The sequence below is a fragment of the Marinobacter sp. 3-2 genome (assembly GCF_003751355.1).
GTDB classification, from domain to species: Bacteria; Pseudomonadota; Gammaproteobacteria; order Pseudomonadales; family Oleiphilaceae; genus Marinobacter; species Marinobacter adhaerens.
This window is the reverse complement of record NZ_RJUQ01000011.1, coordinates 72,079-95,087: the sequence shown is the minus strand read 5'-3', so window position 1 is coordinate 95,087 and position 23,009 is coordinate 72,079. Positions and strand designations below refer to the sequence as shown.

23 protein-coding genes are annotated in these 23,009 nt (G+C 58.3%); 13 read left to right on the top strand and 10 right to left on the bottom strand.

What is annotated here, in order from left to right; genetic code table 11:
* Positions 1-13: 13 nt before the first annotated feature.
* The 5 genes from EDB94_RS02245 to EDB94_RS02225 form a co-directional block, all read right to left on the bottom strand.
* The gene (locus EDB94_RS02245; protein WP_014577419.1) at positions 14-925 is read right to left on the bottom strand and encodes a MoxR family ATPase; all 912 of its coding nucleotides are present in this window, start codon (positions 923-925) and stop codon (positions 14-16) included.
* A 7-nt stretch (positions 926-932) separates the two neighbouring features.
* A complete protein-coding gene (locus EDB94_RS02240; protein ID WP_108017348.1) occupies positions 933-1,856 on the bottom strand; it encodes a carbon-nitrogen hydrolase in 924 nt (307 codons plus the stop codon).
* A complete protein-coding gene (locus EDB94_RS02235) occupies positions 1,856-2,905 on the bottom strand; it encodes an agmatine/peptidylarginine deiminase (RefSeq protein ID WP_260312499.1) in 1,050 nt (349 codons plus the stop codon). The genes EDB94_RS02240 and EDB94_RS02235 overlap by 1 nt, the downstream gene beginning before the upstream one ends.
* A gap of 101 nt (positions 2,906-3,006) precedes the next feature.
* A complete protein-coding gene (locus EDB94_RS02230) occupies positions 3,007-3,309 on the bottom strand; it encodes a hypothetical protein (protein WP_014577416.1) in 303 nt (100 codons plus the stop codon).
* Between the two features lie 95 nt (positions 3,310-3,404).
* Positions 3,405-3,992, bottom strand: coding sequence for a PilZ domain-containing protein (locus tag EDB94_RS02225; RefSeq protein ID WP_014577415.1), 588 nt, complete (start codon positions 3,990-3,992; stop codon positions 3,405-3,407).
* A gap of 123 nt (positions 3,993-4,115) precedes the next feature.
* On the opposite strand from EDB94_RS02225, the gene EDB94_RS02220 reads away from it, so the two are divergent.
* Positions 4,116-5,357 carry a lipoprotein-releasing ABC transporter permease subunit gene (locus EDB94_RS02220; protein WP_014577414.1) on the top strand — a complete coding sequence of 414 codons (1,242 nt, stop codon included), beginning with the start codon at positions 4,116-4,118 and terminating at the stop codon, positions 5,355-5,357.
* Between the two features lie 13 nt (positions 5,358-5,370).
* Positions 5,371-6,060, top strand: a complete 690-nt coding sequence (locus EDB94_RS02215) for an ABC transporter ATP-binding protein (RefSeq protein WP_008169187.1) — start codon at positions 5,371-5,373, stop codon at positions 6,058-6,060.
* Here EDB94_RS02215 and EDB94_RS02210 read toward each other — a convergent pair.
* The gene (locus tag EDB94_RS02210) at positions 6,048-6,593 is read right to left on the bottom strand and encodes a DUF2062 domain-containing protein (protein WP_008169186.1); all 546 of its coding nucleotides are present in this window, start codon (positions 6,591-6,593) and stop codon (positions 6,048-6,050) included. The two genes, EDB94_RS02215 and EDB94_RS02210, sit on opposite strands and share 13 nt — an antisense overlap.
* Positions 6,594-6,698: 105 nt before the next feature.
* Here EDB94_RS02210 and EDB94_RS02205 point away from each other — a divergent pair, with 105 nt between their 5' ends.
* The 9 genes from EDB94_RS02205 to murB all read left to right on the top strand — a co-directional run bounded on the left by EDB94_RS02205 (position 6,699) and on the right by murB (position 15,599).
* Positions 6,699-9,107, top strand: coding sequence for a DNA internalization-related competence protein ComEC/Rec2 (locus EDB94_RS02205; protein ID WP_108017915.1), 2,409 nt, complete (start codon positions 6,699-6,701; stop codon positions 9,105-9,107).
* A 72-nt stretch (positions 9,108-9,179) separates the two neighbouring features.
* A complete protein-coding gene (locus tag EDB94_RS02200; protein WP_008169179.1) occupies positions 9,180-9,806 on the top strand; it encodes a MotA/TolQ/ExbB proton channel family protein in 627 nt (208 codons plus the stop codon).
* A gap of 5 nt (positions 9,807-9,811) precedes the next feature.
* On the top strand, positions 9,812-10,237 hold the full coding sequence (locus EDB94_RS02195; RefSeq protein ID WP_014577411.1) for a biopolymer transporter ExbD: 426 nt from the start codon (positions 9,812-9,814) through the stop codon (positions 10,235-10,237).
* Complete coding sequence (gene msbA, locus EDB94_RS02190) at positions 10,234-12,012, top strand: lipid A export permease/ATP-binding protein MsbA (RefSeq protein WP_082220527.1); 1,779 nt, start codon at positions 10,234-10,236, stop codon at positions 12,010-12,012. Before EDB94_RS02195 ends, msbA begins: the two co-directional genes overlap by 4 nt.
* Positions 12,009-13,055, top strand: a complete 1,047-nt coding sequence (gene lpxK / locus EDB94_RS02185; RefSeq protein WP_008169172.1) for a tetraacyldisaccharide 4'-kinase — start codon at positions 12,009-12,011, stop codon at positions 13,053-13,055. The genes msbA and lpxK overlap by 4 nt, the downstream gene beginning before the upstream one ends.
* A gap of 19 nt (positions 13,056-13,074) precedes the next feature.
* Positions 13,075-13,263: a Trm112 family protein gene (locus EDB94_RS02180; protein ID WP_008169170.1), complete on the top strand. Its 189-nt coding sequence runs from the start codon at positions 13,075-13,077 to the stop codon at positions 13,261-13,263.
* 26 nt (positions 13,264-13,289) lie between these two features.
* Positions 13,290-14,084: a 3-deoxy-manno-octulosonate cytidylyltransferase gene (kdsB, locus tag EDB94_RS02175; protein WP_108017346.1), complete on the top strand. Its 795-nt coding sequence runs from the start codon at positions 13,290-13,292 to the stop codon at positions 14,082-14,084.
* Positions 14,077-14,556 carry a low molecular weight protein-tyrosine-phosphatase gene (locus tag EDB94_RS02170; RefSeq protein ID WP_108017345.1) on the top strand — a complete coding sequence of 160 codons (480 nt, stop codon included), beginning with the start codon at positions 14,077-14,079 and terminating at the stop codon, positions 14,554-14,556. Before kdsB ends, EDB94_RS02170 begins: the two co-directional genes overlap by 8 nt.
* The gene (murB, locus tag EDB94_RS02165; protein WP_108017344.1) at positions 14,553-15,599 is read left to right on the top strand and encodes a UDP-N-acetylmuramate dehydrogenase; all 1,047 of its coding nucleotides are present in this window, start codon (positions 14,553-14,555) and stop codon (positions 15,597-15,599) included. Before EDB94_RS02170 ends, murB begins: the two co-directional genes overlap by 4 nt.
* Before the next feature lie 55 nt (positions 15,600-15,654).
* Here the strand turns inward: murB and EDB94_RS02160 are convergent, their stop codons facing one another.
* Positions 15,655-17,388 (bottom strand): proline--tRNA ligase, encoded by a 1,734-nt coding sequence (locus tag EDB94_RS02160; RefSeq protein WP_108017343.1) that lies wholly within the window; start codon positions 17,386-17,388, stop codon positions 15,655-15,657.
* 127 nt (positions 17,389-17,515) lie between these two features.
* Here EDB94_RS02160 and EDB94_RS02155 point away from each other — a divergent pair, with 127 nt between their 5' ends.
* On the top strand, positions 17,516-18,130 hold the full coding sequence (locus EDB94_RS02155) for a TetR/AcrR family transcriptional regulator (RefSeq protein WP_041646252.1): 615 nt from the start codon (positions 17,516-17,518) through the stop codon (positions 18,128-18,130).
* A gap of 1 nt (position 18,131) precedes the next feature.
* Here the strand turns inward: EDB94_RS02155 and EDB94_RS02150 are convergent, their stop codons facing one another.
* Positions 18,132-18,629, bottom strand: a complete 498-nt coding sequence (locus tag EDB94_RS02150) for an Lrp/AsnC family transcriptional regulator (protein ID WP_108017342.1) — start codon at positions 18,627-18,629, stop codon at positions 18,132-18,134.
* A 145-nt stretch (positions 18,630-18,774) separates the two neighbouring features.
* Between EDB94_RS02150 and leuA the strand changes: the two genes are divergently transcribed.
* A complete protein-coding gene (gene leuA / locus EDB94_RS02145; RefSeq protein WP_108017341.1) occupies positions 18,775-20,469 on the top strand; it encodes a 2-isopropylmalate synthase in 1,695 nt (564 codons plus the stop codon).
* Between the two features lie 91 nt (positions 20,470-20,560).
* Here leuA and EDB94_RS02140 read toward each other — a convergent pair whose 3' ends face one another.
* Both EDB94_RS02140 and EDB94_RS02135 read right to left on the bottom strand, forming a co-directional pair.
* Complete coding sequence (locus EDB94_RS02140; protein WP_008169155.1) at positions 20,561-20,770, bottom strand: cold-shock protein; 210 nt, start codon at positions 20,768-20,770, stop codon at positions 20,561-20,563.
* Between the two features lie 316 nt (positions 20,771-21,086).
* Positions 21,087-22,961 carry a propionyl-CoA synthetase gene (locus EDB94_RS02135; protein ID WP_108017340.1) on the bottom strand — a complete coding sequence of 625 codons (1,875 nt, stop codon included), beginning with the start codon at positions 22,959-22,961 and terminating at the stop codon, positions 21,087-21,089.
* Positions 22,962-23,009: the final 48 nt, after the last annotated feature.

Genomic DNA, 23,009 nt, shown 5'->3' with positions numbered 1-23,009 from the left:
AAAACCTTGCTATTTACTCAAGCACAGAAACAGTTGCCAACAGCTGACGAACCCTTTCCGCGCTTTTGCCGGACTCGCCCTGTTCGAGACGGTGGGCTGCCACTGCAGGGAACACGGCCTGGATGTCGTCAGGCAGCACGTGATGACGCCCCTCCATCAGGGCCCAGGCCTTGGCGGCCCGCACCAGTCCCAATCCCGCCCGGGGCGAAAGCCCGTACAGAAGGCCGGGCATTCTCCGGCTCTGTTCCAGCAACCGTTGCACGTAATCCAGAAGTGCCGGGCTGGCGGTTATCCGGGTAACGCCCTCCTGCAGGGTTTTCAGGTCGGCCTGGGAGAGCAGGGTCGGCAGCTTTTCGGTCATGGCACGTCGGTCTTCGCCCTCCAGCAGCTCCCGCTCGGCCCGTGGGTCCGGATAGCCGAGGCGAAGACGCATAAGGAACCGGTCCAGTTGGGACTCGGGCAGGGGGTAGGTGCCGCCCTGCTCGATGGGATTCTGGGTGGCAATCACGAAGAACGGATGGGGCAGTGGCCGGGTCTCGCCCTCGATGGACACTTGCCGTTCTTCCATGGCTTCGAGCAGAGCGCTCTGCGTTCGCGGTGATGCCCGGTTGATTTCATCAGCCAACACCACCTGGGCAAAGATCGGGCCGGGGTGGAATACGAGGCTGCCGGCCTGTTTGTCGTACATGGAGTAACCCAGCACATCCGCCGGAAGCAGGTCGTTGGTGAACTGGATGCGCTGGTACGTCAGCCCCATCACCTTGGCCAGGGCATGAGAAAGAGTGGTTTTGCCCATGCCGGGGATATCTTCGATCAGCAGGTGCCCCCGGGCCAGAAGCCCGCAGAGGGCAAGGCGTACCTGTTGGTCTTTGCCAAGGAGTATCTGGTTCAGTTCGCTGACTACGGTATCGACCAGTTTTTTCATTCGGGGCTCAGTCCCTTACGCGTTTGAGGATGTCGCCGTAGGCCTCTATTCGGCGATCTCTCAAATACGGCCAGATACGGCGAACCGATTCACTGCGGTTGCGATCCAGGGTGACGGCAAGGATGCATTCGGAGCTGTCATCGCCGCGGGCCAGCAACTCACCCTGCGGGCCACAGATAAAACTGTTGCCCCAGAAACGGATGCCGTCGCTGTGCCCGGAGGGGTCGGGTTCGGTGCCTACCCGGTTCGGAGCCACGACTGGCAGGTTGTTGGCAACTGCATGGCCCCTTTGCACGGTGACCCAGGCGTCCAGTTGACGCGCCTGTTCATCGGGGTCATCCGTTACATCCCAGCCGATCGCAGTGGGGTAGATCAGGATCTCGGCGCCAGCCAGGGCCATCAGCCTTGCGGCCTCGGGGTACCACTGGTCCCAGCACACCAGCACGCCGAGCCTGCCGACAGACGTATCGATAGGCGTGAAACCGCTGCGGCCATCGTTGAACTGGGCGTCACCGGGCGTGAAGTAGAATTTTTCATAGAAACCCGGGTCGTCCGGAATGTGCATTTTCCGGTACAGCCCTGCCAGGGAGCCGTCTTTCTCAAATACAACCGCCGTGTTGTGGTACACGCCGTTCATACGACGTTCGAAAATGGATCCAACCAGCACAATACCCAGTTCCCGGGCCAGGTCAGACAGGCGCTTGCTGGTAGGGCCGGGAATCGGCTCTGCCAGCTCGAAAACAGACGTTTCCTCGGTCTGGCAGAAATATAAGGTAGCGTGAAGTTCCTGGAGGATCACCAGGTTGGCGCCACTGGCTACGGCCTCACGAACCAGTTTCTCGGTAGTGGCGAGGCTGGCGGCCTTGTCGCTGCTACAGGCCTGCTGGATGGCGGCAACATTGATTTGGCTTTTGCGCAACTCACTGCTCATCAACTGACTACTCCGGCGGGAATTTGCATGGTTACACAGTGAAGGCTGCCATGCTGACGAATCAAGGGCCGGCAATTGATCGGCACTATTTCTCGTGTCGGAAAGATCTCTTTCATGACAGCGACGGCGTCCTGATCCTGATCAACGCCGTAAACGGGAAGCAAAACCGCCTCGTTGATGATCAGGAAGTTGGCATAGGTGGCCGGAAGACGCTCACCGTCCTCATCATGGATGGCATCAGGCCAGGGCAGAGGCGTCAGCTTGTAAGGGGCGCCGTCGGCCTGGCGGAACTCCTGAAGTTCCTCCTCCATGGCTGCCAACGCGCTGTAGTGTTCATCCGCCACATCTGGGCAAGTCACGTAGCAGATGTGATCCGGGGCGCAAAATCGGGCGAGGGTATCGATGTGGCTGTCGGTGTCATCCCCGGCAAGATAGCCGTGGTTGAGCCAGAGAATCCGCCGGATTCCCAGCACCTCGGAAAGCAGCTGTTCAATCGCCGTGCGATCCATGGCCGGGTTTCGGGTGGGCGTCAGCAGGCACTCGGATGTGGTCAGAAGGGTGCCCTCACCATCCGATTCAAATGAACCCCCTTCCAGCACAAAACCGACCTGCTGCATCCTGGTTGTGCCGAAGACGCCAGCATTGAAAAGGTGATTATTTAACGCATCGTCCTTTTCCCAGGGGAACTTTCCGCCCCAGGCGTTGAACCTGAAATCCAGCAGTGTCGGCCCTTCATCGGTGAGAATGGTGATGGGTCCATGGTCGCGGGCCCAGGTGTCATTCGCCGGTGCCGGAACCGATCTCACGCGTCCCGGAAAGCCATTGTCCTCGGCGTACCGATTGAGGTCTCGTTCTAGCTCCTGAAGGCGGACAACGTGTTCGCAACTGATGACAAGGTGTTCGTGTGGGAGTACGGCTTTCGCGATGTCGAGGAACACCGGTTCAACTTCGTCGATCAGGCCTGCCCAGTCGGTTCCCGGGTGGGGCCAGGTCAGCATGATGGCACTCTGCGGCGCCCACTCTGCGGGCAACACTCGTTTGGTTGTCACTACGTCACCTTGAATCATAAAAGACGCCATTCTAACCAACGATTGGTTGAACGTCAGGACATGGGAAGGGAATTTCCAGCCTGGAAAGGCCCCTCGGGCCTTCAGCGATTCGGCTTGAGAACGGTATGGATAACCCGGTCGCCTTCGAAATACACGATAAAGCCCTGATAGTGCCACTGGGTGATCGGTGGCTGGCCCACGGGACCTTCAATTTCCACGGGTGCACCCCAGGAGGCGCGCACTGATGACTGGCTCATGCCAGAGCCGGGGAAGCTGGCCTGGTCGCGATCGGCCTGGGTGCCGACTGGCACGCGGACTTCTTCAGCTACCGCGGACGTCATCGGGAAAAGGGCCAGTGTGGCAGTCACTGCCAGTGCGCCGAACAGGGTAGTTTGCTTTCTCATTGATGGGTCTCCATGAAAACTGATGTCCTCGGGAGGACATGGATAAAGCGTAATATCCGAAAAAGATTAGCAAAAGTCACTCGTTTTTCCCCAGTCTACTCCTTTTGACGCTGTCGAATCTGCCACCGCATCACATGTCGTGCGATTTGCTGGCGATCGCTGTCCTCAATCCGGGCGAATTCGGTGTGGACCCTTGCTCCGCCTGACGAATCGGGGTGTACCTCGATAACTCGGGCAACTGCGCGGGGCTGGAAAAGTTCGGGTGGGAGGGTCATTCGAACGGCGAGCCGGTCTCCCGGCTGCCAGGCAGGGGTGCTGCTCGAGAACGACAGCCCACCCTCGCTCAGGGTTACTTCCTGCCAGTCCTCAGGTTGCAACGGATTTTGCTCAAAGGCCATAATGCGCGCAAGCGTGTCCAGCTTGCCGTTCAGGGATTTGATCAGTCCGGTAAGCAGCCGGTCTTTTTCGGCAAGGCTGGCAAGCTGGGATTTAACGTCCTGATCCAGCCGCCTGAATTCAGCTTTCAGGCTCTCAAGATGGTCGCCGTCGAAGGCATCTTCTTCCATTGCGGTGCCAGGCGCCAGCTTGCGGATCTCCAGGCCGATCCGGTCTTCAATGCGGAAAAAGTCCCGCCGTTCGGGTGAATAGTCCACCGGTTGGTTGGGGATGTCGGACGACTGCATCGCGGCTCCGGAAGGCTGAATTTTTATTTGGTACAGAACAGTTTAGCAGTTTCCCGTCGTGCTGGAAGGTACCCGGGAAAACCAGACCACGACAGACCGGAAGGTAGCAACAGGCACCTCTCAATGTTCAGACCCTTATCACTCTATATTGGCTTGCGTTACACGGCCGCCAAACGCCGCAATCACTTCATTTCCTTTATTTCCCTGACCTCCATGATCGGGCTGATGCTGGGAGTTGCGGTTCTGATCATCGTGCTCTCGGTCATGAACGGTTTCGATCGGGAGCTCAAGCAGAGAATTCTCGGGATGGTGCCCCACGCTACCATTCAAGGCGCCGGGCCGCTTGACGACTGGCAATCAATCGACGCGAAGGTGCAGCAGCACCCCCGCGTGCTGGCTGCTGCGCCTTTCATACAGGGGCAGGGTATGGTTACCGGCGGTGGAAATGTTCGCGGGGTCGTGCTTAACGGCATTCTCCCGGAAGAGGAGCGCACGGTTTCTATCATTGAAAACCACATGGTCGAAGGCAGTCTCAACGATCTGGTTTCTGGCGAATTCGGCATCATCATCGGTCGGTTGATGGCGGCCAGCCTGCGTCTTCAGATCGGTGACAAGGTAACCGTGGTCCTGCCGGAAGCCTCGGTTACGCCGGCTGGGGTCCTGCCCAGGCTCAAACGGTTCACGGTCAAGGGCATCTTCAGTGTCGGGGCAGAACTGGATGGCAATTACACCCTGATTCACATGGATGATGCCGCCAAGCTCATGCGGACCGGGGGCAAAGCCGAGGGTATTCGCCTGCTGGTGGATGACCTTTTTGCCGCTCCCAAGGTGTCGCAGCAGGCTGCTGAGTCGCTGGGCGGCCGGTATTACGTATCCGACTGGACCCGAACCCACGGCAACCTGTTCCAGGCCATCCGCATGGAGAAAACCATGATCGGCCTGCTGCTGATGTTTATCGTGGCTGTCGCTGCATTCAATATCGTGTCCACGCTGGTGATGGTGGTTACCGACAAAACCGGTGACATCGCCATCCTCAGGACCATGGGGGCAACACCGGGACGCATCATGCGGATCTTCATTGTTCAGGGGGCGGTCATCGGTATCTTCGGAACCATTGTTGGCACGGCGCTGGGCGTTTTCGGAGCGCTCAACATCAGTGCCTTTATTTCCTGGCTGGAGGGAGCGCTTGGCCACCAGTTCCTGAGCGCGGACGTTTACTTCATCAGCTATCTGCCTTCCCAGCTGCAATGGCAGGACGTGTTTATCATCAGTGGCGCCGGCCTCGCCATGAGTCTGTTGGCAACGATTTATCCGGCCTGGCGGGCTTCCAGGGTGGATCCGGCGGAGGCGCTTCGTTATGAGTAAGGAACAATCCGCAATGGCACACTCTGCCCTGGTAATAGACTGCCGTCAGGTGACCCGGACCTATAACGAGGGTCTCGGCAAGCTCACCATTTTTTCGGATATCTCGCTCGAAGTTGCACAGGGGGAGACCGTTGCCATTGTGGGCAGTAGCGGTGCCGGAAAAACCACGTTGCTCAACTTATTGGGGGGGCTCGACAAGCCATCTTCCGGCCAGATTTCCATTTGTGGCGAAGACATTCACCGGCTTTCCGAGGGACGGCGCGCCCGGTTCCGGAATGCCCATCTCGGGTTTGTCTATCAGTTCCATCACCTGTTGCCGGAGTTCACCGCTCTGGAAAACGTGATGATGCCGTGTGCGTTAGGCGGTATGGCGGTATCCAGGTCCAGGGAAAAGGCAGCCAGCCTGCTGCAGCGGGTTGGGCTTGCCGAGCGGTTGGATCACAAACCCGGTGAGCTGTCCGGTGGCGAACGCCAGAGGGTGGCCATTGCCCGGGCACTGGTCAACGAACCGGACTGTGTTCTGATGGACGAACCGACGGGCAACCTGGATGAACATACTGGAGAAGGGGTGCAGGCGCTGATCGAGTCATTGAGGGATCAGCTGGGTATTGCCTTTGTCATGGTCACCCATGACATGAAAATGGCCAGAAGCCTGGGGCGTGTCATGCGGCTTGAGCAGGGTCGCCTGATTCAGGAAGCCTGATCAGCCTCACGACGGCGTCTGAGTCGTGCGGTGCGTCGCACCTGCCAGTCAGAGCGAATTTTTCGGCGCCATAGATACTGGATAATCAGGTAGGCCACGCAAGCGGAAACCGTTGCGACCACCAGAGACCCGAGATAGAGGGGAATGCCGATATCCAGCAGCCGCTCGCTGATCCAGGACCACGAGAGCTCAAAATCAAAACTGAGTACAGGCCGATCCAGAGCCCAGGCGCCAATCTTGTAGTTGAAATAGAACATCGGCGGCATGGTTACAGGGTTGCTGATCCATACCAGGACCACTGAAAGCGGCAGGTTGGCATTGAACCAGATGGCAAAAAAGGCCGCCGCGAGCATCTGGAAGGGCATGGGAATAAAGCAGAACCAGATGCCGACGAGAAAGGCCCGCGCAACACTATGACGGTTGATGTGCCACAGGTTCGGTTCATGAAGGATATCGCCCAGAAAGCTCAGCGACTGCATCGCTTGCACCTTCTCTGGTGAGGGCAGATAGCGTTTCATGAACTTCTTTGGCATTGGAAGTTCTGCCTTTAGACGGAGTTAGTAGACCGGCTCATCGGATGTTGCCGGTGTTTGTGACATACAGGAGGACAAGGATTGTCCGGAAGTATCAACAGACCGGTGGGCCCTTCGGGCGACTCCGGTTCCGCGGCGCTGGTCGTTATCGCCTTCTCTTGTGGCGTTATCTTACTGTATTGGTTGTCGATACTGCCACCTCCCACGTGGTTGATAGCCGCGATACCACTGCTGGCCTTAGGCCGGATCTGCGTTTCCCCGACCTTTGCCAGCTCCGCATTCGTATCTGCTCTTGGCATCATGGTCGGACTCTCCTGGGCCTCGTGGCATGCCAGTGACCGGCTTTCAACGGTTCTGCCGGCAAGCCTGGAACGACAGCGTCTCTCTGTCTCGGGATACGTATGTGATATTCCTTCGCCCGGTAGCTTCAATAGTTTACGTTTCAGTTTCTGTGTCACCCAGTGGCACAACCTTCCCATCCCGACCCGAGAGGAAGCAAGGATGCCGGACCTGCTCAGGTTGTCCTGGTACGGTCACGGAATGGAGCGGCTCCCGGGCCAACGTTTGCGGCTGGAAGTTGTGCTCAAGCGCCCCCACGGCTCCCTGAACCCCGCGGGCTTTCGCTACGAGGACTGGCTGTTTCGCAAGGGCTACCGGGCCACGGGCAGCATTCGTAGCGTGAAGGTTGACCGGGATGTCGGGTGTTTCGTCCATTGCCGGTACCGGAAGCTGCATCGTTTGCTTCACCAATGGACCATCGAGCAATTTGGCGGTGCCCGTCATTTTCCGCTGGTTTCTTCGTTGCTCATAGGTCATCGCGGCCACATGGAACAGAAGCACTGGGATGTGCTCAAGGCGACCGGCACCATTCACCTGGTTGCCATATCGGGCCTGCACCTGGGTCTGATCGCCCTGGGGGCAGGGTTTCTGTGCCGGCGACTGTTGCTGACTTTTCCGGCACAGATAGTCAGCGATAGCTCAAGGCGTTGGTTTGCCTTCCTGGCCGTTATCCTCTGCTGTCTCGTTTATGCCCTGGCGGCGGGATTTACCGTTCCAACCCAGAGGGCTCTGGTGATGGTTGTGGCCGGTGGGTGGCTGGTACTGATGAGTCGTCAGGCCCCGGTCTGGCACGTTTTCCTGGCCGCGTTGGCTGCCGTTCTTGTGCTGGACCCTTTCGCGCCCCTGGACCAGGGATTCTGGCTTTCGTTCGCTGCGGTTGCCACCCTGATCACTGTATTCTCGTCGCGACTGGCTGGAACCGGGTGGCTGAGAGGACTCGTCCTGGCCCAGCTCGCGGTTTTTGGCGGATTATGGCCAATCCTCGAAATACTGGGGCAGGGCCAGCCCCTGGTAGGTTTGTTGGCCAACCTGGTCGCGATTCCCTGGGTATCCCTTGTGGTTATGCCAGTGCTTGTCGCGGGTGGGTTGCTTGCCGCCGTAGTTCCAGGCGCCGCCCAGCTGTTCTTACCAATATTCGATCTAACCCTCGGTGTTCTGTGGCAATTGCTCATGTGGCTTGCGCAATGGCAGGCGCCCGACATCCCGGCTGGTGTCCCAGAGCTTGTTGGCTGGGCGTTGCTGAGCGTCTCAGTATTGTGTTTGCCGTTCGCCATGTTCCGGCTTGTGGCGGTTCTTTCTGCGGTGTTGTGGCTGGTGTATCCGGCCCCTTCTTCCGAAAGGAATTCGTACGTTTCAGAGCCAGTTGTAAGGGTATGGGATGTTGGGCAGGGTCTTTCGGTTCTGGTCCGACACGGGCGCGAGGTTCTTGTCTACGATACCGGTCCCGCCGTGCCCGGCGTGTTTTCGGCCGTCGAATCCACGCTTTTGCCCAATCTGGCGGCTGAAGGAATCAAGCGAATTGACACCCTCGTGATCAGCCACGCCGACAGCGATCATGCCGGTGGCATCTCGGAGCTTTCCCGGAACGTCAGTGTCGGCCGTGTCATTGCTGGTGAGCCTGCGCCGGTCAGACAGCAGGTTGGCGAACTGCCTGTGCAAGCCTGCAAACGGGCTGAAGAAAGGCTGGGAGGATTGGTCCTCGAGTTCTGGCAGAGCGAGGGCGCACAAGAGGGTAACGACGCTTCCTGTGTGTTGCGTATCTACCACCCTGACTCCGGAACTGAGTGGCTCTTGCCGGGAGATATTACCGAACCCGTGGAGGCAGAGTATCTGGCTTATATGGCTGGCCGAGAGGACGTTCAGGTTCCTTCGACTCGCGTGCTCGTTGTGCCCCACCACGGGAGCAAAACCTCATCTTCCGAACCCTGGGTGCGCGTGCTGAGACCAGATCGGGTCATCTATACCGCTGGCTATCGCCACCGGTACGGTCATCCCCACCCGACGGTAACCGCACGTTACGCGGGGGTCGGAGCGGTTCCGCTGAACACAGCATGTTCAGGCAGCGTCGAGATGACCGTTGTCGATAAAAAGCTTGTATTAAAGGAAATGCGGCATGGCTCGTCGTTCTGGATCGGTGGTTCGGGGCTTGCCCGTGACCAATGTAAAATACCGTGACATTGCAGGTGTGGCCTCCACGGGTAGCTATGCTAAAGTAGCGCGGCTTGCAAACAATCAGGGAGACCAAGCGTGTTCGAGCTGTTGAAAGCCGGTGGCATTCTGATGGTGCCAATTGTTGCCTGCTCCATTCTGGCGCTGGCCATCATTCTGGAGCGTTTCTGGACCCTTCGCGCCTCCAGGGTCGCGCCCCCCCAGACCATCAATGAGTTATGGCGCTGGATCAAGAAGAAAGAACTCAATGGCCGGAAACTGAAAGCCCTGCAGGGGTCATCACCCCTGGGCCGGATTCTTGCCGGTGGCCTGCTTAACGCCAAGCATGGTCGCGAAATCATGAAAGAAAGCATCGAGCACGAGGCAAGCCAGGTCATCCATGATCTCGAGCGTTTCCTTAACCCGCTGGGCACCGTTGCGACGATCACCCCTCTGCTGGGGCTGCTTGGCACCGTCATTGGCATGATCAAGGTATTTGCCGAGATCCAATTGGCCGGGGTTGGCAACGCCGGCAACCTCGCCGGTGGTATCTCTGAAGCGCTTATTACTACGGCCGCTGGCCTGAGCGTCGCCATCCCGGCACTTATCTGCCACCGCTACTTTATCCGGAGAGTGGATGAGCTGGTCGTCGGCATGGAGCAGGAAGCGATCAAGCTGGTTGAGGTAGTGCACGGAGACCGCGAAATCGACGTGGAAGGAGCCTGAACGCCGTGAAGTTCAAGCGCCAGAGGAGCCAGGAAGTCGGGGTAGACCTGACGCCACTGATCGACGTGGTGTTTCTGCTGCTGATTTTCTTTATGGTTTCCACGACCTTTACCCGCGAGAGCCATCTGCAGGTTGAATTGCCTGAGGCCAGTGGAGAGCCTGCGCCGGCATCTGAAGTGCAGCAGATCGACGTGGTGATCAATGCCGAGGGTCAGTACATCCTGAACGACCGCACATTGGTCAATAATCGGCGGGAAACCCTTGAGCGGGGTGTCCGTGAACTGGCTGAAGGCAATAACTCGCTTCCGTTCATCATTACCGCTGACGCCCGCACACCCCATGAATTTGTGGTTCGTGCCATGGACGTTGCCGGACGCCTGGGGTTCGCCAAGCTCAGTATCACCACTGAGCGGGAGGCTGAGAGCCAGTGAAGGTACCCGAGCCTTTACCAGACCCTGCGGCCGGCCTGCCGGCGGGCAGCTGGGAAACCTACAAACGCCTGCTCGCCTATGTGAAGCCCTTTCTGCTGGCCTTCTCTCTGGCGGTACTCGGTAACATCATCTATGCCGCCGCATCGACGGGCATGGCGGCAGCCATGGAATATGTCATCGCGGCGATCGAGAATCCGACCGAGCAGAATCGTCTGATGCTGACCCTGGTTATCGTTGGCGTGTTCGCATTCCGTGGGCTGGGCACCTTCCTGAGCCAGTACTTCATCAGCTATGTCGGTCGCCAGGTCATCAATGCGCTCCGTAACGATGTATTTGATCGACTGATGACACTGCCTTCCCGCTATTTCGATGACAACGCGGCGGGACGGCTGGTGTCCAAGCTTACCTTTAACGTCGAGCAGGTGGCGGAGGCGACGACCAACGCCGTGACCATCACGCTCCGTGAAGGTCTGACCATCGTCGGTCTGCTGGGTTACATGTTCTACACCAACTGGAAACTCACGCTGATTTTCCTGGCGGTAGGGCCGCTTATTGCCGCGGTTGTAAGCTATGCCAGCAAGCGCTTCCGCAAGATCAGCAAACGTATCCAGGGCTCCATGGGTGATATTACCCACGTGGCCTCTGAATCCATTACCGGCTACCGGGTTGTTCGTACGTTCGGCGGTGAAGATTACGAACGCCAACGTTTTCAGGAGGTTAATAACAAAAACCTCAAGCAAAGTCTGAAGATGGCGTCGACTCAGGCGATCAGTGTTCCAGTGATTCAGGTGCTGGTGGCCATCGCCATTGCCGGGCTCGTCTGGATGATGCTGGCGCCGGAAATTCGTGGTGAGATGACCACCGGCCAGCTGGTGGCATTCATTACGGCAGCGACGACCATGGCCAAGCCCATCCGCCAGGTCACCTCTGTTCACGCCAAGATCCAGAAGGGCGTTGCCGCGGCTTACGATGTGTTCGAAACCATCGACGAGTCGCCGGAGCAGGATCCGGGCACGTATTCGCCGGATCGCGTTGAAGGCGACATCGAGTTTGACGAAGTGGCGTTTCGGTACCGTGACCAGTTGGACAATGTGCTGGAAGGCATATCCCTCAGCATTCCTGCCGGGCAGAGTGTGGCTCTGGTTGGGCGTTCCGGCAGCGGTAAATCCACCTTGGTGAGCCTGTTGCCGAGGTTCTATGAGTACACCGGCGGAGATATCCGAATCGACGGGCACTCGTTGCGCGATTTCTCCCTCAAGGCCCTGCGTAAACAGATCGCTCTGGTAACCCAGAACGTTGTCCTGTTCAACGACACCATCGCTGCGAATATCGCCTATGGTGCTTTGAGAGACTGCACACCGGAGGAAATCCGCGAAGCCGCCGCCAAGGCTCATGCGCTCGAATTTATTGACCGTATGCCCGAGGGACTGGATACCATGATCGGTGACAACGGGGTCATGCTTTCCGGTGGGCAGCGACAGCGGCTCGCCATCGCCCGGGCGCTGCTCAAGAACGCCCCGATTCTGATCCTAGATGAGGCGACATCGGCGCTGGATACGGAATCTGAACGCCACATCCAGGAAGCGCTGGAAACGGTTATGCAGGGCCGTACCACTCTGGTCATTGCGCATCGCCTGTCCACCATCGAGAAAGCGGACCGAATCCTGGTGATGGACAATGGCCGCATCGCCGAATCCGGCCGCCACGACGAACTCCTTGCCGCTGGCGGCGCTTACGCTCAATTGCACCAGATGCAGTTCAGCGAGCAGTCATGAGCGCGGTGCAATCTGCCATGAGTTCGCTGGTTGAGCGTCTCTGGTATGGAAGGAAGCGCCCTCTGGCTTTTCTGGCACCGCTGTCTTGGCTGTACCGGAGCATCGCGGAAGCCCGCCGTCGGGCCGCCTGGGATGCGAGAGATGCGTCGCTCCCGGTTCCGGTCATTGTGGTTGGCAACATCACTGCCGGTGGAACCGGCAAATCGCCGCTCACCGCCTGGCTGGTTTCCGCACTGGCATCCGATGGCTGGCGGCCGGTTATTCTCAGCAGGGGTTATGGTGGCGATGCTGGCCAGTACCCGCTGGAAGTTGCGGCGGAGACCAGTCCTTCCGAAGCCGGTGACGAGCCTGTCATGCTGGCGCTGAGCACCGGTTGCCCGGTTGTTGTTGATCCGCGCCGCCGACGGGGCGCCGATTACGCTCTTGAGAAAAACCTGGGTGATGTGCTGATTTGTGACGACGGCCTTCAACACTACAAGTTGCCCAGAGACCTGGAGCTGTCGGTATTTGATGGGCAAAGGGGCATCGGTAACGGCGCCTTGATCCCCGTTGGCCCGCTTCGGGAGCCGGTTTCGCGACTGGCTTCTGTGGACTTTGTTATTGTAAATGGCAAAGAGCTTTCAGAGCAGGCCATGGAAAGCTTTGTTGGCATTGACCACCCTGCGATATTTTCCATGATTCTTGAGCCTGCAACCCTTGTTCACCTGAAAACAGGGGAGTCGAGAGCCGTTGGCGATCTCAGGGGCAAGGCCGTGAGGGCTGTGGCCGGGATCGGAAACCCGGCCCGGTTTTTCGATACACTCAGAACCCTTGGCGCCGATGTTACCGAAGCGGCCTTTCCGGATCACCATCGTTTCCGTCCCGAGGATCTGAACAGTGATACCGATGAGTTGATAGTCATGACCGCAAAAGACGCGGTGAAATGCCGGGAATTTGCACCCGATAATGCCTGGAGCCTCACCGTTGAGGCCAGATTGCCGGGACCGTTCCGGGACGCGTTTCTGGCCCGGGTTCGCCAATGTTCCGAGCCGTTAACTTCCTGATATCAAGTGAGTAAGCAACATGGATAAAAAACTGTTGGCGCTGTTGGCCTGTCCGGTGTGTAAGGGCGATCTGAAACTCAACGAGGACAGAACCGAGTTGGTCTGTTACCAGGACGCCATGGCGTTCCCGATCCGCGAGGGGATTCCTGTGATGTTGGCTACCGAAGCCCGGACGCTCTCTACTGATGAGCGTCTGCACAAGCGTTAAACCCAAGTCAGCCAGGTGGTTACTACATGTCTTTTACCGTTGTGATTCCGGCCCGCTATGCGTCCAGCCGCCTTCCGGGCAAGCCTCTGGCAGACATTGCCGGCAAGCCGATGATCCAGCATGTCTGTGAGCGTGCCGCGGAAAGCCGGGCAGACAGGGTCGTTGTCGCCACGGACGATGATCGGATCCGGACCGCATGCGAAGGCTTTGGTGCAGAAGTAGTGATGACATCACCCAATCACGCCAGCGGCACAGACCGTCTTGAGGAGGTTGCACGGGTGCTGGGTTTCGGGCCGGATCATCGGGTCGTTAACGTCCAGGGTGACGAGCCCCTGATCCCGCCCGAACTGATCAACCAGGTGGCCGACAATCTGGAGTTTTATCCTGAAGTCGCCATTGCCACACTGTGTGAGCGGATCCACGATCCGGAGCACGTGTTCAATCCCAATGTGGTCAAGGTGGTGTTCGATCACAGGGGGATCGCCCATTATTTCAGCCGTGCGCCGATCCCGTGGGCCAGGGATCAGTGGCGGGAGGGCACACCTCTGACGGGGCTGGACACCGCCTTGCCGGATAATGTCGGATATTTCCGGCATATCGGCATCTATGGTTACCGTGCTTCCGTCTTGGCCGAGTTTGTCAGCTGGGCGCCTGCGCCGACCGAGGTAACCGAATCTCTGGAACAGTTGAGGGCGCTCTATAACGGTGCCCGTATTCACGTGGATGTGGCCGCCGTCAACCCGCCGGGCGGCGTTGATACCGACGCCGATTTGCACAGGGTCCGAGGCTGGCTGGAGAAGAGGAATAGCGAGAATGGCTGAACCGGTAAACGTTCTTTTCGTGTGCCTGGGCAACATCTGTCGATCGCCCAGTGCTGAAGGTGTGTTTCGCTCACTGGTGGAGCAGGCGGGCCTTGCAGAGCAGGTCCAGATCGATTCCTGCGGCACCGGTGACTGGCACATTGGCAAGAGTCCTGACGCCCGCGCCCAGGAGGCTGCCCGTCGGCGGGGTATCGACATCAGTGGATTACGGGCCCGCCAGTTCAGTCCGGAGGATCTGGACACCTTTGACTACGTGCTGGTGATGGATCGCCAGAACCTGGCGGACATCAAGGACGTATGGCATCAGAATGGCGGCACCCGGCCAGCTCTGTTTCTGGAGTTCGGTCAGTCGGCCCACCAGGAGGTGCCAGATCCCTATTACGGTGGTGACGCAGGTTTTGAAACCGTGCTTGACCTGATTCAGGAAGCCGGCGAGGGCCTGCTGGCGGACATCCGGGGGCGCCTGGCTTGAGTCAGCAGCCGGAAATTCGGGAAAACATAGAGCTGGAGGCGCTGAATACCCTGCACGTGCCGGCCAAAGCCCGTTTTTATGTCGAAGTTCACACCTCAGATGAGTTGGTCAGGTCTCTGGACTGGGCCTCATCGGAGGATCAGGAAGTCCTGATTCTGGGGGGCGGCAGTAACCTGGTGTTCGCGGGTGACTTCGCGGGGCTGGTGGTGCGTCTGGCGATTCGTGGCCGCCGTTGGGAGCACATTGAGGACCACAGGGCGACCCTGGTGCTCGGTGCGGGTGAAAACTGGCATGAGGCGGTCCTGTATGCTGCCCGGGCCGGTTATCGCGGTATCGAGAATCTGGCGCTTATCCCGGGCACCGCCGGCGCGGCGCCCGTCCAGAATATTGGTGCCTATGGTGTTGAGCTCGGCGATTGCCTGGAATCCGTCACCGCACTGGATCGCAATTCGGGTGAGCTGGTTGTTCTCGATAACGCCCAGTGCCGTTTTTCCTACCGCGACAGCCTCTTCAAACAGACGCCGGGTCGCTATGTGATCACCGAAATCCGTTTGGGCCTGTCCCGCTCACGTCCTCTGGTGCTCGGATATCGGGATCTCCGGGAGTACCTCGGTGATACAGCGGAAACCGCCCTCGATCCTTTGCATGTGGCAGAGGCCGTAATGGCCATTCGCCGACGAAAGTTGCCGGACCCGGATATGATTCCGAACGCCGGAAGTTTCTTCAAGAACCCGGTGGTTGACGGAGTAACGTTCGAGGCACTCAGCGAGCGGCACCCGGATATTGTGGCTTATCCTCAGGAGCAGGGGGTCAAACTGGCAGCGGCGTGGCTGATCGATCAAAGTGGCTGGAAAGGCTTCCGGAATGCCCGGGTGGGCGTGCACAACCGACAGGCACTGGTTCTGATTAACCACTCGGGCGGCACAGGTGCCGACATACTGGAGCTTGCCAGAGAAGTTCGTCAGTCAGTGGTTGACCGGTTCGGTGTCACCCTGGAAATGGAGCCAGGGATTGTGGGTGGTTCGGGAAGGGAAAATCCCTGACGGCACTGCTTTATGCAAGTGCCGTCAGAGGCTTGTCCGCGCATGCGGACAGCGATCAGAGCCCTTTTCGGGGCGATGCGTTGACCAGGAATGGCAGCGCTTCAGCTACCGGTACATCCTGTTTTTCCGCATCCTTTCTGCCCTTGTACTCCAGGGTTCCGGCTGCCAGACCGCGCTCGGAAACCACGAACCGGTGCGGGATACCAATCAATTCCATATCGGCAAACTTCACGCCCGGGCGCTCTTTGCGGTCGTCCAGAAGCACATCGTAACCGGCCTGGCGTAGCTGTTCATAAAGCTTTTCGCCGGCCTCGGCAACGGTCGGTGACTTATGGGCGTTCAGGGTAACAATGGCCACCTGGAAAGGCGCAATGGCATCGGGCCAGATGATGCCGTTTTCATCGTGGTTCTGTTCAATGGCTGCGGCAACAACCCGGGAAACACCCAGGCCGTAACAGCCCATGTCCATAATCACGGTTTTGCCGTTTTCATCGAGAACCGTGGCGTTCATGGCAGTGCTGTACTTGTTGCCAAGTTTGAAGATGTGGCCCACTTCAATGCCGCGCCGGATCTCCAGAGTGCCCTTGCCATCCGGGCTTGGGTCGCCCTCAACCACGTTGCGCAGGTCTTCCACCCGTTCAAGCGCAGCGTCTCTCTCCCAGTTCACGCCGGTAAGGTGGAAGCCTTCCCGGTTGGCGCCGCAGACAAAGTCAGCCAGATGCGCGGCACTGCGGTCAACAATGACGGGCACGTTGAGGTTTACCGGTCCGATAGATCCGGGCTTGCAGCCGACAGCCTGTTCGATTTCCTCATCGGTGGCCATTGTCAGAGGCTCGGCAACGCCGGCCAGGTTTTCGGCCTTGATCTCGTTCAGGGTGTGATCGCCCCGCAGAACCAGTGCAACCAGCCCGGCGTTGCCGTCCTCGTCGGCTTCCGCCTTCACCAGCAGGGTTTTAACCGTGCGGGTGGCGTCAATGCCCAGCAGCTGTGATACCGCCTCGATGGTTTTCTGGTCCGGCGTGCCGACTTCCTTCATTTCCTCGGCCGGAGCAGGGCGGGTGCCGCTCGGGGCTACTGCCTCTGCTTTCTCGATGTTGGCTGCGTAATCGCTCCCGGTGCTGAACACGATGTCATCTTCACCCGAAGATGCGAGCACATGGAACTCGTGGGATGCGCTGCCACCAATGGCGCCGGAGTCCGCCTGTACCGCACGGTAATCCAGGCCGAAACGGTCGAAAATGGCGCAGTAGGTGCTGTGCATCAATTCGTAGGTTTCGTTCAGGGACTCGGCGTTCAGATGGAAGGAATAAGCGTCCTTCATCAGGAATTCCCGGGCGCGCATCACGCCAAACCGGGGGCGACGCTCGTCCCGGAATTTGGTCTGAACCTGGTAGAAGTTGGCTGGCAACTCCTTGTAGCTGCTGATCTCATTCCGGATCAGGTCGGTAATGACCTCTTCGTGGGTCGGTCCGAAACAGAAATCACGGCCATGACGGTCTTTCATTCGCAGCAGTTCGCCGCCGTACTGGGTCCAGCGTCCGGATTCCTCCCAGAGTTCGGCCGGCTGGACCGCAGGCATCAACACTTCCTGAGCGCCACTCTTGTCCATTTCTTCGCGAACGATTCGCTCGACCTTGCGCAGGGTACGCAGGCCCATTGGCAACCAGGTGTATAGCCCGGCGGCCAGTTTGCGAATCATGCCGGCACGCAACATCAACTGATGACTGATGATCTCGGCGTCGGCGGGGGTCTCTTTCTGGGTGGCAATCAGGTAGCGGCTTGCTCGCATCGTGTCTTCCGTTTGTAATAAATCTGAAGTGTTAGACTAATGGACAGGCGGCGGTTGGCCCGCCGGAGCCTTTATTTGTCGTAAAGTGGCCATTATTGTACGGAGCCTGTTGCACAAGGTACAGATGATGACCGACGAATCTATTGATGTCGCCCCGCGGCGCCGGCCGGTTCAGGCCCGCAGCCGGGAGCGCGTCAACACCATCCTTCGCCATGCCGCCGCCATTTTTCATGAGACCGGTGTCGATGCTGCGAGCATGTCAGCCATTGCCCGACAATCGGGCATGTCGCTGGCTTCTCTCTACCGCTACTTTCCCAACAAGGCGGCCATCGTCCATGCCATTGCCGAACAGCACGTGGAGAAGATGGAGCGGGCTCTGCGGGAACGGTTGCAGGAACTGAACCTCAGCGATGCGGTAGACGTTCTCATCGATCAGTTTTATGAGTTCTATCGCCACGAGCCCGCCTACTCGGCGATCTGGAGTGGTGTAGAGGCAATGCCTGAGCTGAGGGAGCTGGATCTCAGAGAGCTGTACACTAACGCCCGCGATCTGGACCGGAAACTCAAAGAGGAGTGTCCCCGGATTCCTGATGATCGGCGCTGGACCGCAAGCCTTTTGCTGCCAAGGTCCGCCGGCACTGTCCTCCGGCTGGCGGTAACTCTGCCCGACGCCCAGGGTCGACAACTGGTGGAGGAGCTCAAATGCATGGCAAGGGCTTACGTCCGCGAGCTCGTCGCCTGAGTCAGGAAAGGTACCCCAATGGCAGGGCAGTACTGTCGATTACTCGCCGGAGCACGAAGCTGGAGTGCACGCCGCTGACGCCCTGAATGCGGGTAATGCGGTTCAGCAGGAAATGGTGGTAATGGTCCATGTCCGGTACCACCACCTTCAGCATGTAATCGGCGTCCTGGCCGGTAATCAGGTAGCACTCCTGCACCTCCGGGTACTCGGCAACCTGCTCTTCAAACGCCGCGAAACGCTCGGGCGTATGCCGATCCATGCCAATCAGGATGATCGCCGTCAGAGAAAGGCCAAGTTTCTTGTGGTCCAGAATGGTGACGGTTCTGACGATGATACCGGCATCCTCAAGGGCCCGTACACGACGGAGACAGGGCGAAGGGGATAGCCCGACTTTCTCAGCCAGCTCCTGGTTGGTCAGGGAGCCATCCTGCTGGATCTGTTCGAGGATTCGGCGGTCCATCTTGTCAATTTTGGCGAGGCTTTTCTTGTTTTCGGTCATAAAATTCCAAGAATGGCGTTTATCAGGCAATTTATAGGTTAGAAAATACGCTTCCCCGCTCAAGTTCGCAATCAAATACCAGCTTTTTCGCGTTAACCTGTACCCATCAAAGAATTCACTCCTGAAACCGCAAGGAATTACACGCATGGCTTTCGATCATCGCAAATACGTTGCGTTCAAACCTGTTGCCAAAACCGATCGTCGCTGGCCGGACAAGGTCATTGAGAAGGCGCCAACCTGGTGTGCCGTAGATCTTCGGGATGGTAATCAGGCACTGGTGAAGCCCATGTCTGTTGCCCAGAAAACGCGGATGTTCGAATTGCTGGTGAAGTTGGGTTTCAAGGAAATCGAGATTGGCTTTCCCGCTGCCAGCCAGCCGGATTTCGATTTCTGCCGCAAGCTGATTGAAGAAAATCGCATCCCCGAGGATGTGAAGATACAGGTGCTGACCCAGGCCCGTCCTGAGCTGATCGAGCGTACCTATGAAGCATTGGCCGGCGCCCGAAAGGCAATCGTGCATGTCTACAATTCTACTTCCACGGTTCAGCGGGAGCAGGTGTTTGGTCTGTATCGTGACGGTATCAGGGACATTGCCGTCAACGGAGCCAAACTGGTTCGCGACATCGCCTCGCGCCACCCGGAGACCGAGTGGACGTTCCAGTATTCACCGGAGAGCTTTACCGGTACCGAGCTGGATTTCGCCGCGGAAGTGATTGATGCCGTGAGTGAGGTCTGGCGTCCGGAAGAGGGCCAGTCGATGATTATCAACCTGCCTGCCACCGTTGAAATGGCGACACCCAACGTGTTTGCGGACCAGATAGAGTGGATCTGCGACAACATCCAGCGCCGTGAACACATCAGCATCAGCGTGCATACCCACAATGATCGCGGCTGTGCCGTAGCCGCCGCCGAACTGGCGGTAATGGCAGGGGCCGATCGGGTCGAGGGCACATTGATGGGGAACGGTGAGCGCACCGGCAACATGGATCTGGTGACCATGGCCATGAACCTCTACTCCCAGGGCATTGATCCCACGCTGGACCTGTCGGGCATGGCAGAGATCACCGAGGTGGTCGAGGCCTGTACGGAGATTTCCACCCATCCTCGCCATCCCTACGCCGGCGAACTCGTCTTCACCGCCTTCTCAGGCAGCCATCAGGATGCCATTCGCAAGTGTCTGGCGCGCCGCAAGGATGGCGAAACCTGGAATGTCGCCTATTTGCCCATCGACCCGTTCGATGTCGGCCGCCGCTATGAGGAGGTGGTTCGCATCAACAGTCAGTCTGGCAAGGGTGGTGTCGCCTATGTGCTGGAGCGGGATTACAACATCAGCCTGCCACGCTGGTTGCAGATCGAGTTCAGCAAGGTGGTTCAGAGAGAGGCGGAAACCAATGGCGGCGAGATTGACTCACTGACCATTCATCGCCTGTTCGAGGATCGCTATCTGAAAGTTCACGCCGATTGGGCGCTGCGCTCCTACGATTTGCACCGGGACGAAGAGGGTGTTCATGCCGAGGTGTCGGTGGGTCGCGATGCGTCGCCGGTTCGTCTGGATGGCCATGGGCTAGGCGCCGTGGAGGCCGTATCGGAAGCGCTCGAGAAGCGCTTTGGTATCTCCATTGCTGTAGAGGCTTACGACGAGTTTGCGCTGGGTGAGGGCACCAATGCCAACGCACTGGCCTGTATTCGCTTGACCGCAAGTGGTATGCACTGCAGTGCCGCGGCGCTGGCAGAAGACACAACGTCTGCGACGTTGCAGGCACTCTTTTCGGCAGTCGCCCAGGCAGTGGGTGTTGAAATGCCTGAGGCGGAAGCAGAGGCTGAACCGGCGGGTGCCTGATACCTGCTGTTTATTACGACACAAGCCGGCACGAATGCCGGCTTGTTGGTTTTCCGATGCCCGTGAGGGGCAAAGGACGGAGCGTAGTCCCTTAGACCGGGGTTACGTTTTCCGCCTGCGGGCCTTTCGGGCCCTGTGTTACGGTGAACTGCACCTGCTGACCTTCGGTCAGGGTACGGAAACCGCTTGCATTGATTGCGCTGTAGTGAACAAACACGTCGCTGCCACCGTCCTGAGCAATGAAGCCAAAGCCTTTGGACTCGTTAAACCACTTAACGTGGCCGGTTTTAGTATCGGACATTGATCTTTCCTGTCTTTCTGTAATTTGCCCTCACGGGACCTTCAAAATTCCACATGGAATTGTTGCTGAGAAATCCAGAGAGTACTGAGGAAGGGGCAACGAAGAGCACTTCGGCAGGACGTTGAAACGCATTCACCAAATACCGCTGTATTTTCACAGCAATTTCAGTATAGACCGACTTTGGGGGGCGTCAACGAAATTTTTGCAGCTTTCGTGAAGGTTTTATTGCCGGCAAAAACAACAGGTTGGGATTTGATTGGGTAAAAATTGCCCGCCCCCGGTTCGGGCGGGGCGGGCAGCTTTCACGGTGGCTCTGTCAGCGGCGGAACTGCTCGCTGATTTCTTCCAGAATGGCAGGGTCATCAATGGTGCTGGGCACCGAGTATTCCTCGCCATCGGCAATCTGGCGGATGACCCGTCTGAGGATCTTGCCGGAACGGGTCTTGGGCAGGCGATCAACCACCAGGGCGCGGCGGAAACAGGCGATGGCGCCAATCTTGTCTCGAACCATCTCCACCAGCTCGTCTTCCAGTTCGTCATGGTCGATGGTTGCGCCGTCCTTGATCAGAACCAGCCCTATGGGGATCTGCCCTTTCATATCATCGTGCGCACCCACGACGCAGCACTCTGCTATGGCCGGGTGGGAAGCGACGACTTCCTCCATCTCACCGGTAGAGAGCCGGTGGCCAGCGACATTGATAACGTCATCGGTACGGCCCATAACGAACACGTACCCGTCATCGTCAATGAAGCCGCCGTCGCCGGAGCTGTAGAATCCCGATATCGGTTCCAGGTAGGTGTTGCGGAATCGCTCATCGTCGCCCCAGACTGTCATCATACAGCCGGGTGGCAGTGGCAGTTTTACAGCAATCTGACCCTGCTCGCCGGCGGGCATCTGGCTGCCGTTCATGTCCACTACCTGCACGTTGTAGCCAGGGGAGGGAACGGTTGCCGAACCTGGTTTGGTCGCCATTAACTCGATTCCCACCGGATTGCAGCAAATGGCCCAACCGGTTTCGGTCTGCCACCAGTGGTCGAGAACCGGCAGGCCAGTGTGCTCTTTCAGCCACTCATAGGTGGCGGGATCGAGTCGCTCGCCGGCCAGGAACAGTCTTTTCAGTGAACTGATGTCGTAGCGTGAAAGTTGGTCTGCTTCCGGATCTTCCTTGCGGACGGCCCGGAATGCGGTCGGGGCAGTGAACAGCATGTTCACTTTGTGATCCTGAACCACTCGCCAGAAGGCGCCGGCATCCGGTGTTTTCACCGGCTTGCCCTCGTACATGATGGTCGTGCAACCCGCAAACAATGGCGCGTAGACGATGTAGCTGTGGCCGACGACCCAGCCAACGTCAGAGGCAGCCCAGTAAACATCGCCGGGTTTGGCGTCGTAGACCAGCTTCATGCTGTAGTTCAGCGCAACCGCATGACCACCGTTGTCGCGCACCACACCTTTGGGTTTACCGGTGGTGCCTGAAGTGTAAAGAATATAGAGAGGGTCTGTTGATTTGACGGGCACCGGGTCGGCTGGTTCGGCCGTTTCCATCAATTCGTTCCAGTCGTGGTCACGGCCAGCCTGAAGTTCGGCCTTTGCCTGTTGGCGCTGGTAAACGATGCAGGTTTCCGGTTTGTGGCTGGCCTGATCAATGGCCTTGTCGACCAGGGGCTTGTACTCGATCACACGGGTGACTTCGATGCCACAGGAAGCGGTAATCACAGCCTTCGGTTTGGCGTCATCGATGCGAACCGCAAGCTCATGGGCTGCAAAGCCGCCGAAGACCACAGAATGAATGGCGCCAATTCGCGCGCAGCCGAGCATTGCAATGACGGCTTCCGGAATCATCGGCATGTAGATGATGACCCGGTCGCCCTTGGTGATGCCACGGTCTTTGAGGGCTCCAGCGAACCGGGCCACTTCATCGGTCAGCTCGTTGTAGGTGTAGGAGCGCTGGGTATCGGTAACCGGAGAATCGTAGATCAGGGCTTTCTGGTCGCCACGCCCTGCACGGATGTTGGCATCCAGTGCCACATCGCAAGTGTTCAGAGTGCCGTCGGGGAACCACTGCCCGTGCCCATTGTCGGTTGGCTGCCAGATGGTTTTCGGCGGTTCGATCCAGTCAATTTTTTCCGCCTGTTCACGCCAGAATTCGTCCGGTTTGTCTATCGACCGCCGGAACTCTGAGTGGTAGTCCATACATTCCACCTCATCGTGCCTGTTGTTGTTTTAATACGTTTCCTGACA